Annotated in this window: 16 protein-coding genes; 13 read left to right on the top strand and 3 right to left on the bottom strand. The window is 36.3% G+C overall.

Annotation, left to right across the window (positions count from 1 at the left end):
- The coding region (locus AC3WSK_RS05175) for an ISL3 family transposase (RefSeq protein WP_492534982.1) at positions 1 to 351 on the top strand (351 nt) is incomplete at its 5' end.
- Positions 352 to 385: 34 nt separating this feature from the next.
- Here AC3WSK_RS05175 and AC3WSK_RS05180 read toward each other — a convergent pair.
- Positions 386 to 1,048: a hypothetical protein gene (locus AC3WSK_RS05180; RefSeq protein WP_492414585.1), complete on the bottom strand. Its 663-nt coding sequence runs from the start codon at positions 1,046 to 1,048 to the stop codon at positions 386 to 388.
- Between AC3WSK_RS05180 and AC3WSK_RS05185 the strand changes: the two genes are divergently transcribed.
- The 7 genes from AC3WSK_RS05185 to AC3WSK_RS05215 all read left to right on the top strand — a co-directional run bounded on the left by AC3WSK_RS05185 (position 1,033) and on the right by AC3WSK_RS05215 (position 6,194).
- Positions 1,033 to 1,284, top strand: a complete 252-nt coding sequence (locus tag AC3WSK_RS05185) for a hypothetical protein (RefSeq protein WP_492414584.1) — start codon at positions 1,033 to 1,035, stop codon at positions 1,282 to 1,284. The genes AC3WSK_RS05180 and AC3WSK_RS05185 overlap by 16 nt on opposite strands.
- Before the next feature lie 80 nt (positions 1,285 to 1,364).
- Positions 1,365 to 1,553: a hypothetical protein gene (locus tag AC3WSK_RS05190; RefSeq protein WP_492414583.1), complete on the top strand. Its 189-nt coding sequence runs from the start codon at positions 1,365 to 1,367 to the stop codon at positions 1,551 to 1,553.
- Between the two features lie 45 nt (positions 1,554 to 1,598).
- Positions 1,599 to 1,805 carry a thymidylate synthase gene (locus AC3WSK_RS05195; protein ID WP_197143701.1) on the top strand — a complete coding sequence of 69 codons (207 nt, stop codon included), beginning with the start codon at positions 1,599 to 1,601 and terminating at the stop codon, positions 1,803 to 1,805.
- 102 nt (positions 1,806 to 1,907) lie between these two features.
- Positions 1,908 to 2,321 carry an Rrf2 family transcriptional regulator gene (locus AC3WSK_RS05200; RefSeq protein WP_079561084.1) on the top strand — a complete coding sequence of 138 codons (414 nt, stop codon included), beginning with the start codon at positions 1,908 to 1,910 and terminating at the stop codon, positions 2,319 to 2,321.
- Between the two features lie 71 nt (positions 2,322 to 2,392).
- Complete coding sequence (locus tag AC3WSK_RS05205; RefSeq protein ID WP_492414588.1) at positions 2,393 to 3,022, top strand: NAD(P)-dependent oxidoreductase; 630 nt, start codon at positions 2,393 to 2,395, stop codon at positions 3,020 to 3,022.
- 213 nt (positions 3,023 to 3,235) lie between these two features.
- Positions 3,236 to 4,654, top strand: a complete 1,419-nt coding sequence (gene aspA, locus AC3WSK_RS05210; protein ID WP_079561085.1) for an aspartate ammonia-lyase — start codon at positions 3,236 to 3,238, stop codon at positions 4,652 to 4,654.
- 292 nt (positions 4,655 to 4,946) lie between these two features.
- The gene (locus AC3WSK_RS05215; RefSeq protein WP_427484610.1) at positions 4,947 to 6,194 is read left to right on the top strand and encodes a methyl-accepting chemotaxis protein; all 1,248 of its coding nucleotides are present in this window, start codon (positions 4,947 to 4,949) and stop codon (positions 6,192 to 6,194) included.
- A 70-nt stretch (positions 6,195 to 6,264) separates the two neighbouring features.
- Here AC3WSK_RS05215 and AC3WSK_RS05220 read toward each other — a convergent pair whose 3' ends face one another.
- Complete coding sequence (locus AC3WSK_RS05220) at positions 6,265 to 6,696, bottom strand: DUF4181 domain-containing protein (RefSeq protein ID WP_427484609.1); 432 nt, start codon at positions 6,694 to 6,696, stop codon at positions 6,265 to 6,267.
- Positions 6,697 to 7,221: 525 nt separating this feature from the next.
- On the opposite strand from AC3WSK_RS05220, the gene AC3WSK_RS05225 reads away from it, so the two are divergent.
- The 5 genes from AC3WSK_RS05225 to AC3WSK_RS05245 all read left to right on the top strand — a co-directional run bounded on the left by AC3WSK_RS05225 (position 7,222) and on the right by AC3WSK_RS05245 (position 10,505).
- Positions 7,222 to 8,691 (top strand): amidase family protein, encoded by a 1,470-nt coding sequence (locus AC3WSK_RS05225; protein ID WP_079561089.1) that lies wholly within the window; start codon positions 7,222 to 7,224, stop codon positions 8,689 to 8,691.
- A 56-nt stretch (positions 8,692 to 8,747) separates the two neighbouring features.
- Positions 8,748 to 8,984, top strand: coding sequence for a YfzA family protein (locus AC3WSK_RS05230; protein ID WP_079561090.1), 237 nt, complete (start codon positions 8,748 to 8,750; stop codon positions 8,982 to 8,984).
- A gap of 401 nt (positions 8,985 to 9,385) precedes the next feature.
- A complete protein-coding gene (locus AC3WSK_RS05235) occupies positions 9,386 to 9,577 on the top strand; it encodes a hypothetical protein (RefSeq protein ID WP_492414582.1) in 192 nt (63 codons plus the stop codon).
- Between the two features lie 245 nt (positions 9,578 to 9,822).
- A complete protein-coding gene (locus tag AC3WSK_RS05240) occupies positions 9,823 to 10,065 on the top strand; it encodes a hypothetical protein (RefSeq protein WP_079561092.1) in 243 nt (80 codons plus the stop codon).
- The gene (locus AC3WSK_RS05245) at positions 10,029 to 10,505 is read left to right on the top strand and encodes a phage terminase large subunit family protein (protein ID WP_492534999.1); all 477 of its coding nucleotides are present in this window, start codon (positions 10,029 to 10,031) and stop codon (positions 10,503 to 10,505) included. Before AC3WSK_RS05240 ends, AC3WSK_RS05245 begins: the two co-directional genes overlap by 37 nt.
- Before the next feature lie 406 nt (positions 10,506 to 10,911).
- Here the strand turns inward: AC3WSK_RS05245 and AC3WSK_RS05250 are convergent, their stop codons facing one another.
- Complete coding sequence (locus AC3WSK_RS05250) at positions 10,912 to 11,019, bottom strand: YjcZ family sporulation protein (protein ID WP_079561094.1); 108 nt, start codon at positions 11,017 to 11,019, stop codon at positions 10,912 to 10,914.
- Between the last annotated feature and the right edge of the window lie 307 nt (positions 11,020 to 11,326).

Raw genomic sequence — 11,326 nt, forward strand, 5'->3', positions numbered from 1 at the left:
GAAACATTGAAAGTAGCTCATGAATTAAAGGAAATCTATTGTGAATGGTTTGATTGGGCAAAGACAAAGAATGATGTTGTAGAAGTGAAAAAGCGATTATTAGCTTTTTACCGTAAGGTAGAAGAGGCAAAATTACCAGCTTTCTTAAAAGCAATTCAAACATTTAAAAACTGGCAAGTAGAAATCTTAAATAGCTTTAGTTTTGGTTATTCTAACGGCTTCTTGGAAGGTATTAATAATAAAACAAAAGTGATGAAACGGAATGCATATGGCTTTCGACGTTTCGATCACTTTCGAGCAAAAATCTTATTAAATTTAAAGTATAAAGAAATCGGGGTTCATCTGGGTTAAGGTGCTGAAAGATTACAGCACCCCAACATTTGACTTAGAACCTTTTTTTATGTAAACAAACATTGAAGTGGGAGATAGATAGATCGGAGCGACGGAAAGAATGGATAGAACCGGCTAAATCGTGGATAGAGAGGCCAAAATGATGGATAGAAGAGTCAAAGCGACGGAAGGAAGAGCCGAGGTGACGGAAAGGACAGGCAAAGCGACGGAAAGAAGAGCAGAAGCGGCGGAAAGAACAGGCAGAGCGACGGAAGGAAGAGACAAAGTGACGGAAGAAACAGTCAGAGCGACGGATGAAAGAGCCAAAGCGACGGAAAGAAGAGCCAAAGTGACGGAAGGAAGAACCGAAGTGACGGAAAGGACAGGCAGAGCGACGGAAGGAAGAGCCAAAGTGACGGAAAGAACAGGCAGAGCGACGGATGAAAGAGCCAAAGCGACGGAAAGAAGAGCCAAAGTGACGGAAAGAAGAGCCAAAGTGACGGAAGGAAGAACCGAAGTGACGGAAAGGACAGGCAGAGAGACGGAAGGAAGAGCCGATGTGACGGAAAGAAGTCAGAGCGACGGAAGGAAGAGCAGAAGCGGTAGAAAGAACAGTCAGAGCGACGGAAGGAAGAGCCGAAGTGACGGAAGGGACAGGCAAAGCGACGGAAAGAAACGGCAAAGTGAAGGATGAAAGCCAAAATGATGGATAGAACATGCAAAATCGTGGATAGAGTGACCAAAATGACGGATAGAACAGTCAAAATGACGGATAGAACAGTCAAAATGACGGATAGAACAGTCAAAATCGTGGAAAGATCCGCCAAAGCGATGGAAAGAACCATCAAAATCGTGACTAAAACCGCCAAACCGACGAATAAAACACCAAAAGAGAGAAACCCTTTAATACATATAAAAGAACAAAACTTTCTAAAAAATATAAAAGATATTTAAATTTTTCAAGTTTTTTCCGATATAAGTTTTAATATGGAAGTTAAAATAAAAATCTAGAGGTGAGTGGTGTGAGGAGATCATTGATTTTTCAAATAGATGGAAGAGAGCGTGAGCAGCGTTTAAGGACAAAGGTGCTGACGAATACTCCTCAAGCAACAGTGGAATTTGAGCTACCACACATCTCTACAAAATTAACATTGGAGCAAATTCAAATAATGATGGAAGTCATTGAGGAAATTCGCTTGAAACGTTATGAAGAAAGACTGTAATTGTAAGCGCCTTCTAAGCTATAATAGCTGAGGAGGTGTTTTTTTATGAACGTGGTATTTGTAGATTCAGTTTTAGGTACAGAGCTTTTGCATATGGTGTCACATGATGTGGCAGGTACATTAGCTGCGGCACAGGGGGAAAGTGTGACGTTTCCGGTTGGCCATTTTAAGTATGAATTTCATAACTTAGATTTTTATGAGGAAGATGGAGAAATACGACAAGAATTAGTTATTTACGTTAAGAAAGTATAATACTCCGTAATATGAAAAAAATAAATGCAGGTACAAATAAAGCAATTTGTTTGCTTTTATTCAAACCTGTAACTATAATAGTTACAACAGGTGGTGATACATATGGTGAACAGTCGGTTTTCGGTAGCGATCCATATTCTTTCGCTTATTGCTACAACATCTGATAAAAATCAGCTGACGTCTGAGTACATTGCTGGAAGTGTGAATACAAATCCAGTTGTTGTGCGACGTATGATTGGTGTGCTAAAAAAAGCGGGTTTGCTTACCTCGCAAACAGGTATTCCAGGCTATGATCTTTTAGTAGAGCCAAAAGATTTAACGCTTTTAGCTATTTACCATGCGATTGATGGGCCAGAGCAGCTATTTGCGATTCATGATGAGCCAAATCCAGCATGTTCAGTTGGTCAGAAAATCCAACGGACATTGGAAGGTGTTTATACATCTGTTTGGCATGCAATGGAAGAACAACTTCAAGCACAGACTTTACAGGATGTGTTAGATCAACTTCGTAAATAAACGAAGTCGATCTTTTGTATCTAACCTGTAACTAAATTAGTTACAATTGAAAAATAGGAGGAATTAGAATGATGAAAATCGCAGTAATTGGTGCAACAGGGAAAGCAGGAAAAAAGATTGTGGAGGAGGCACTGCAACGTGATCATGATGTAACTGCAATAGTACGTTCAGCTTCAAAAGTAACAGCAAATATTTCAGTAATTGAAAAGGAAGTTTTTGCATTATCTCAAGAAGATGTGAAAGGCTTTGACGTAGTCGTAAATGCGTTTGGTGCACCTGCTGGTCAGGAAGAATTACATGTGAAAGCTGGTCGTCATTTAATAGATATATTCAATGGTATTAATACAAAATTATTTGTTGTCGGTGGAGCGGGTAGTCTGTTTGTAGACCCAGAGAAAAATGTACGCGTAATGGATACACCTGATTTTCCAGAAATGTATTACGCAACAGCTAAAAATCAAGGTGAAAATCTATACGACTTACAACAATCTACTATTACTTGGACATTTTTAAGTCCATCAGCTTTCTTTGATCCAGAAGGTCCACGTACAGGTAGCTATACTGCTGGAGAAGATCATTTATTAGTGAATGCTTCTGGCGAAAGTTATGTTAGCTATGCAGATTATGCCGTTGCAGTGTTGGATGAAATTGAAAATCCAAAGCATGTAAACAGTCGTTTTACAGTGACTTCTAATAAATAATGATAAACCGAGCGTAAAAATTGCGCTCGGTTTTATTTTTTTTCGAAAGCGAAGCGGCTCAAGGTGGTGAAATGAATGAAAATAAAGCCTCCGGATACAATAACGTAAAGCTGAAACTGATTATTTTTCACTTTACAGACAATTGACTGTTTACATTACGACAGTTATTAGCTACTATCAAGTGTGAGGATTACATAAAAGGAGACGACAATTATGTCCACACAACGTATAGAAAAAGACTTTTTAGGTGAACGCGCCTTACCAAGCAATGCTTATTACGGAATCCAAACGCTTCGTGCAACTGAAAATTTCCCGATTACAGGGTATACAATTCATTCTGCACTTATTAAAGCAATGGGTATTGTTAAAAAAGCAGCTGCTTTGAGTAATATGGAGGTACACCTACTTTCAAAAGAAATCGGAGATGCAATTGTCGAAGCTTCACAAGAAGTTATTGATGGTGAGTGGGATGCTGAATTTATCGTAGACCCAATCCAAGGTGGTGCTGGCACATCGATAAATATGAATGCCAACGAAGTTATTGCTAACCGTGCTTTAGAGATTTTAGGCAAAGAAAAAGGGGACTACCATACAATTAGCCCTAACAGCCATGTAAATATGTCTCAATCAACGAATGATGCTTTCCCAACAGCTATTCATATTGCTGTTTTGAATTTGATAGATGAACTACTTCTTACAATGGAAAACATGCAAGCAGTGTTCCACCAAAAAGCGGAGCAATTTGCGCATGTAATTAAAATGGGTCGTACGCATTTACAAGACGCTGTACCGATTCGATTAGGGCAAGAATTTGAAGCGTATTGCCGTGTGATCACTCGTGATATTGCGCGTATTCGCCAAACTCGCCCAAATCTATATGATGTAAATATGGGAGCAACAGCTGTTGGAACAGGCTTAAATGCATTCCCTGACTATATTCAAGCAGTGGATCTTCATCTTGCTGAAATTTCAGGATTACCGCTTAAAGGCGCTACACATTTAGTAGATGCAACACAAAATACGGATGCTTATACAGAAGTATCAGGCGCATTAAAAATCTGTATGATTAATATGTCGAAAATTGCTAATGACCTTCGTTTAATGGCTTCTGGTCCACGTGCTGGATTAGGGGAAATCATTTTACCAGCGCGTCAACCTGGATCTTCTATTATGCCAGGTAAAGTAAATCCTGTTATGCCAGAGGTACTTAACCAAGTAGCATTCCAAGTAATTGGTAATGACCATACGATTTCTTTAGCATCTGAAGCAGGACAATTAGAATTAAACGTAATGGAGCCTGTACTTGTCTTTAACTTAATTCAATCTATTAGTATTATGAATAACGTGTTCCGAGCATTTACACAAAATTGCTTGAAGGATATTGAAGCAAACGAAGACCGCATGAAAGAATATGTGGAAAAAAGTGTTGGCGTACTAACAGCAGTGAACCCACATATTGGCTATGAAGTAGCTGCACGCCTTGCACGCGAAGCAATTCTATCTGGTCGTTCAATTCGTGAGCTTTGCCTTGAAGAGGGTGTACTAACGAAAGAACAATTAGATTTAATTCTAGATCCATATGAGATGACTCACCCAGGTATTGCGGGTTCAAGTATTATGAAATTAAAATAATTTATGTTGAAAGCACTTTGTCTAGAGCAAAGTGCTTTTTTAGTTGTTCAAAACCCAACCAACACCTCCTCTAGAGAACGCCCAGTCTTTACGGAAATCTCCCTTGACGAAGAGTCGAACTTTTATATCACAACTTCGACACAATAGTTTTGAACAATACGAAAAAACTTCCTGTTTTATAATTCTTTTTTCTTACAAAAGTTGGTGTTTTTTTCTAGGAATTTTAGGGATTTTAAACTATAATTGATTATGGGAATACTAAGGAATACTATTATAGTTAGGGGAATTTAGTATGAGTTTACGACAAAAAAGTATAATTGGCTTTTCATTTTTAAATGTTATCATGGGTCTTATTTTAATTATTGACTTAGCAAATTTAAAGTCATTAGAGTGGATGTCCACTTTATTAACAGTAATAGGATTTACTATGACAATATCGTGTATTTTCTATGTGAAATACAAAATTATTAATCCAATTAAACAATTAGCAGTATCCGCTCAAGCTATAGCTGAAGGAAATTTGACCACTTCTCCTATCGAGATAAAATCCAAAGATGAGGTTGCAGCTTTAGGTAAAGCATTTATTGAGATGAAAGAACAATTACATATGATGACACAAAAAATTGCTAGTAGTTCTACCGATTTATCAGCGAGCATAGAGGAGCTATCAGCAAGTACAAATGAAATTGCAGATGCGATAAACGAAGTAGACTCACAAATGGAGAATACGACTGAGGGCCTTAAAAAAGCAGCACATTCTGCAAATGAAAGCGCTATAGCTATGCAAGAAACAGCTGATGGCATTGAGCGTATTACCGTGGCTACACAAGATGTATTTGATCATGCGAAAGAAGCAAACGATATTGCAGGCAATGGTGCGGAAATTTTACATGTAGCTAAAAATCAAATGGAATTCATTTCAGATTCTACTGAAAAAACAAGTAACTTAATGCAGCAATTATCAGGCAAAATGACAGATATAAAATCTATGACAGACATGATTACGGCTATTACAGATCAAACGAATTTACTTGCATTAAATGCAGCGATAGAAGCGGCGCGCGCAGGAGAGCATGGTAAAGGCTTTGCAGTAGTAGCAGAGGAAGTTCGAAAACTAGCGGAGCAATCTAAGCATTCGGCTATTCAAATTGTCGATCTAGTAGTTGGCATTGAAAGCGATACAAAACAAGTAGCAACCTCTGTCGAAGAAGACTTAAAAAACGTTCAGCAGGGCGTCTATGTCATTGATGAGGCTACAAAGTCATTTGGCACGATCTCTCAGCATGTTAGCAAAATGACGAATCAGCTAGAGGATATTTCCGCAACAGCTGAAGAGCTTTCAAGTAGTGCGAATGAAGTTACAAAATTAGTTTCGACAATCGCAAATGGAATGGAAAGTTTAACCAATTCCACAGAAGTCATTTTACACTCCGTTGATGAACAAAGTGCCTCAATGCAAGCAATCAACACAGTAGTGTCACAAGACCTATGTGTACAAGCAGAAGATTTACAAAAGCTTACACAGAGATTTAGTAACTAAAGAAAAAAGGCTATTTTGCAGGGATAGATTATCTGCGAAATAGCCTTGTTTGTTTTCAATTTCTTCCGAATTAACTATTAAATAAGCCAAAAAAATCAGTCTTTATCGTCAAAAATACTATGCTAATCATAAACATCATTTCTGCAATAGTAGCAACAGCATCTTTTTTATTTTCCGCGTATTTCCATTCCATAAATGCTCGTAACATTTCAGAGGTTACTAAAAAGACAATTATGATGAACCATAACTCAAAATACCAAGTAATTCTAACATTATCATTGTTAAATTTATAATACGAACTAATAAATACTAGACTCAAATAAATTATTCGTACTGATAAATCTAGTTTTTTATGTCTTTCGTTAACGTAATCATAAGAAAACCATTTCTTTCTCTCGACACCTAGCAACTTTCTAATGACAAATCCAAAAATACTAATAATTAAAAGTAATACCATTAGAAAAAGTATTAGAGTTCCTAAATCAAAATTAATAATATTCATTTCGTTCACCTCTTAAGCCTGCTTTTTATTTCTAAAAGAATAAGATGATAGCTAATCTTGTTATACAGGCATGTGTGAAACGATAACATTACAAATGTTGCTTAATAGGTCCAGATTACTTAAGCGTTCTTCTTGCCTGAATAATTAATGAAATTCCTATAATACATAGACTTCCTGATAAAAAATGAAGAGTAATATTCCATCCTTCACTTAGTTTTTGAAAATATTTGATATATAAAGACACACCATATATACACATTAAAGCACCCCAAATACATTTAAGCATCTTCTATGATTCCCATCCCGTCCTTTTATAAAATAACTGGAAATTGTATCTGTATTCAGAGTGTAGCACAGTAAATAATTATTTGGTAGTTAATTGGATAATAGGAAACGAATGGACTAGCTCGTTGTTAAATACGAACAAATGAGAGCATTATGTTTAAAACACTAAAGTAGGAATAATATTTTGAGGATAATTTGATTTATTTGGTATAATTTAGAAATGAAGGGTGGGGAACTTGAATGGAGATAAAGTTTAAAAGCTTTCTGAGAGAAGAATTGTCAGTAATTGATATTCAGATAGCTATGGAACATGGTGAGATCACATCAAAAGAATTAACTATGTATTATTTACACAGGATTGCTAAGTATGATCAAGATGGACAGAGGATTAATTCCATGCTTGAAATTAATCCTGAAGCGATTTTTATTGCTGAGGCATTAGATGAAGAAAGACAAGCAAAAGGGGCTAGAGGGCCTCTACACGGAATTCCGGTTGTTTTAAAAGACAATATCGAAACGAAAGATTTTATGCATACTAGTGCAGGCGTAACAGCATTAGAAAACTATGTAGCTGAGCAGGATGCATTTCTAGTGAAAAAACTCCGTGAAGCGGGGGCTGTTATTTTAGGGAAAGCAAACATGACTGAATTAGCAAACGGTATGTCGAGTACAATGTGGGCAGGGTATAGTTCTCGAGGTGGACAAACACTTAATCCTTATGGTGATCCAGAACTTTTTGTAGGAGGATCCAGTTCGGGGTCGGCAGTAGCAGTGGCATCGAATTTTGCTGTTTTATCAATTGGAACTGAAACGGACGCCTCGATTTTAAGTCCCGCTATTCAAAATTCAGTAGTTGGTATAAAACCGACTGTTGGGTTAATTAGCCGTAGAGGTCTTATCCCTTTTACATACAGTCAAGACACAGCAGGGCCAATGGCAAGAACGGTTACAGATGCAGCTATTTTATTGGGCGTATTAACAGGAGTAGATAAAGACGACGTATCTACATATAAAAGTGAAAGAAGGATTCATCAAGACTACTCAATCTTTTTAGATGGTACAGGATTAAAGGGTGCTAGAATCGGGGTTTATACGAATGCCTCCACAACTTATTATGAGTCAGAGGAATATGATGAAACCCTTTTTAATAACGTAATTCATGTTTTAAGGGAGCAAGGAGCCGTTATTATAGAAGACATCGATATTCCTTCTTTTCATAGAGACTGGAAATGGGGAGTACCGCAACATGAACTAAAGCATAGTTTAAATAATTTCCTTGTAAATTTACCTTCGCACATGCCAGTACATTCTCTCTCTGATTTAATCCAATTTAATAAATGTTCACAAGAAAAAACGTTGAAATATGGGCAGGACAAATTGGAAATGAGAGATAATTTACCGAACACGTTAAGAGATCCTGACTATCTAAATGCAAAACTAGAGGACTTGTATTTTTCTCAAGAACAAGGAATCGATTATACATTAAAAAAATATAATTTAGATGCGATAATGTTTCCATCATATATAGGCTCGACAATTAGCGCGAAAGCCGGATATCCGTCTATTGCCGTCCCTGCAGGCTATATGAAAAATGGCAGACCATTTGGCATAACTTTCGCAGGCACTGCATTTAGTGAGGATATTTTAATAAAACTCGCATTTTCATATGAACAAGCAAGTAAATTACGAAAACCGCCGGAGTTGTATTAAGATTCTCTGGGCAAATACGAAACTGTTTTAAGTATAACAATTAGAGGGGAATAAACTTGGTAAATGAACAAAAAAATACAATTCCATTTTGGAAAAAATCATGGGTAGCCCTTATTGGTTCATTCTTATTGTCACAGATATTATTTATATCATTTGAAGTAACAGGGTGGATACCTAATTTGAAAGACATTGATGGCACTCTATTCGGAAGAATTGCAGAATCACCAATTTTCATTGAGTGGTTTGCTTTCTATGACACATTACACTTTAATTTATTTACGGTCTTTTTTTGAATAGTACCTCTTGTGCCTGGAATAATAGGTGCAATAATAGATATTTTTTCACCTAGGTATACATAAGGCAAGAAGGTACAATTCAACAACAGGACGTATCAATCGCATTACAAGTCGCGAGTGCAATTGGTTCGTTAAGTTCTCGTGTTTTATACGCAAACGTTAAACGAGCAGTACAACAAGGGCATGAAACAGAGTAAATTGAATATAACGCAATATTTACGCAAGGCATGACGTTTTTTTAATCAAACGTTGTGCCTTTTTATATGTAAAAAATGTTTTGATTAGTTTATATTTAACATAAAGGAGGGTGATAAAGGTGATTAATGGACAAAACGTAACAAGTATTATTGAAAAAATGAAAAAGTTGCATATAACAATTGATTTTAGAATTTAATGACGTGAACGATACTATACGTTTTTTAGACGATTGCACAGAAGAAGAAATTGGTTGGTTATCATCGGTTTTCGATGATTTGGCCTTTAAATTTCAGAGTAAGGAATATGCAGAATGTCTTAAAAGACTAGATGAAAAATATCCGGATAATGTGTTATCCAATTTGGTTGAATTAGCAGAATCGTGTATCGATTAATACCGTGCTCTTAAAAAGAGTTGCGGTTTTTATTACTAATCGGGTTTTACGCTCGCACCAGGACGCATGAATATTACTCAAAAAAACCGTAGAGGCTAATAGGATCGTCATAACGTTTTTAAGCAGTTCCTGGTAAATCCAGAGTCGATTGAATAGTCTTCGCCTTTCGGATTAAACACCGTTACTATCACAAGTCTAGGTGATGTCGTAATGTTTAGAAGAGAGTAATTTCGACAGGTAATGCAGTGTTTAATCAAACTAAAGTATTAAACAGATTATCCTATACAAAAGAGCCAATTCCTAAGAATGAGGTACGTGAGAAGCTACCTGAGAGCATTCGACAATGGGCTAGTAAGGGTATTGTATTGTTTGATTCGCCACAAGTGGGCAAAAAATATTACTTTGGTGTGGATACTGCATCAGGGAGTGGGGAAATGCCGATTCATCTACTATTGTTGGATTTGATGAAGGTGGGCAGCAAGTATTAACGTTTGAATCAAATAAGATTGCAGTTTATGAATTTGCGGAGTTAATTGACGTTCTTGGACGTTGGTATAACTACGCTTTTTTAGTTGTCGAGAAAAATAGTTACGGCTTATCTGTAATCGAAAGGTTACGCAAAGAATGTGGATATGAAAATATGTATAAGCAAAAGATTTTTGATGAACGTGGTAAGAAAAAGTTACAACTAGGTTACATGACTACAGATAAAACAAAAGCAATCATGATAAGTGATTTTAAAGAGTCGTTTGAAAAAGGTTTAATCAATATTGAATGTAACCATACATTACAGCAGATGCAAATGTTTGTAGAGACAAATGGACGATTAGGTAATAAGCGAGGTAATACTGAAAAGAATCACGATGATCTAGTTATTGCTGGAGCATTAGCCGTACAAGGAATGAAGACGAATAAGTGGTACATATAGCAGAATAATATTAATAACAATCATTTCCTATTAACGCTATGATTAATGTGAAAGGTGGTATTGATATGAAATTTGATTATGGAACAAGTCATTTAACTGGACAACAACAGGCAATTATTAATCAGAGAAAAAGAAATGATAAGATATTGAGAGAAGAAAGCATTAAGAAAAAAGAAGCATAAAAAGAAGAAACTAAAGTTGAAGAAGTGAAAAAGGAAATAGAATAGACTTCATTCATAAAGGTCACATCAACGAGGTGTGGCTTTTTATTATACCTCAGGAGGTTGAGTATGAAATTTAAAAGGATCACCCGGAGGATAGCGATCCTTAGTAAAGTTTTGAAGGTGTAAGGTTTAAAAAAGTATTCCCTTACAACAGTTATGAGCATTATAGGTGGTAATTAGTATTAATAACCTTTCATCATGAAAGTAGCACCGACAATAATCAAAAGAATGAATAGAACTACGATTAGCGCAAATGCTGAACCAGTTCCACTTCCGTAATATTCAGACATAGTATCACCTCCTCTCTATAATTTATTATATGTACAGTTGTTAAAAGGAATTGTGATATTTGTCTTACTTATACGAGATTAAAGCCCGTGCTTCACATATTATGACTAATATAATGAGAATGATTGTTGATTAAAAAGTATTTGATTTCATTTGCATATTAAATCATAAAGGAGAATGATGAAGTGAATTTTGGTTATTACCCAAATTGGACTGCAGATACTCAAAATGCTTTTGCTCAAGTACCTGGTGAAGGTGATTTCCGATGATGCCAAGTAGAATGCCAGGAGGAATGCCAGGAGGAACGCC

The organism is Lysinibacillus sp. EB271-A1-10B, from assembly GCF_058791335.1.

Excerpts from the sequence above, each read along its gene's own strand:
- AC3WSK_RS05220 (WP_427484609.1), bottom strand. The coding sequence starts at position 6,696 with ATGAATATTATTAATTTTGATTTAGGAACTCTAATACTTTTTCTAATG.
- AC3WSK_RS05215 (WP_427484610.1), top strand. The coding sequence starts at position 4,947 with ATGAGTTTACGACAAAAAAGTATAATTGGCTTTTCATTTTTAAATGTT.
- AC3WSK_RS05195 (WP_197143701.1), top strand. The coding sequence starts at position 1,599 with ATGAACGTGGTATTTGTAGATTCAGTTTTAGGTACAGAGCTTTTGCAT.
- AC3WSK_RS05205 (WP_492414588.1), top strand. The coding sequence starts at position 2,393 with ATGAAAATCGCAGTAATTGGTGCAACAGGGAAAGCAGGAAAAAAGATT.
- AC3WSK_RS05250 (WP_079561094.1), bottom strand. The coding sequence starts at position 11,019 with ATGTCTGAATATTACGGAAGTGGAACTGGTTCAGCATTTGCGCTAATC.
- AC3WSK_RS05180 (WP_492414585.1), bottom strand. The coding sequence starts at position 1,048 with ATGTTCTATCCATCATTTTGGCTTTCATCCTTCACTTTGCCGTTTCTT.
- AC3WSK_RS05225 (WP_079561089.1), top strand. The coding sequence starts at position 7,222 with ATGGAGATAAAGTTTAAAAGCTTTCTGAGAGAAGAATTGTCAGTAATT.
- AC3WSK_RS05200 (WP_079561084.1), top strand. The coding sequence starts at position 1,908 with ATGGTGAACAGTCGGTTTTCGGTAGCGATCCATATTCTTTCGCTTATT.
- aspA (WP_079561085.1), top strand. The coding sequence starts at position 3,236 with ATGTCCACACAACGTATAGAAAAAGACTTTTTAGGTGAACGCGCCTTA.
- AC3WSK_RS05185 (WP_492414584.1), top strand. The coding sequence starts at position 1,033 with ATGATGGATAGAACATGCAAAATCGTGGATAGAGTGACCAAAATGACG.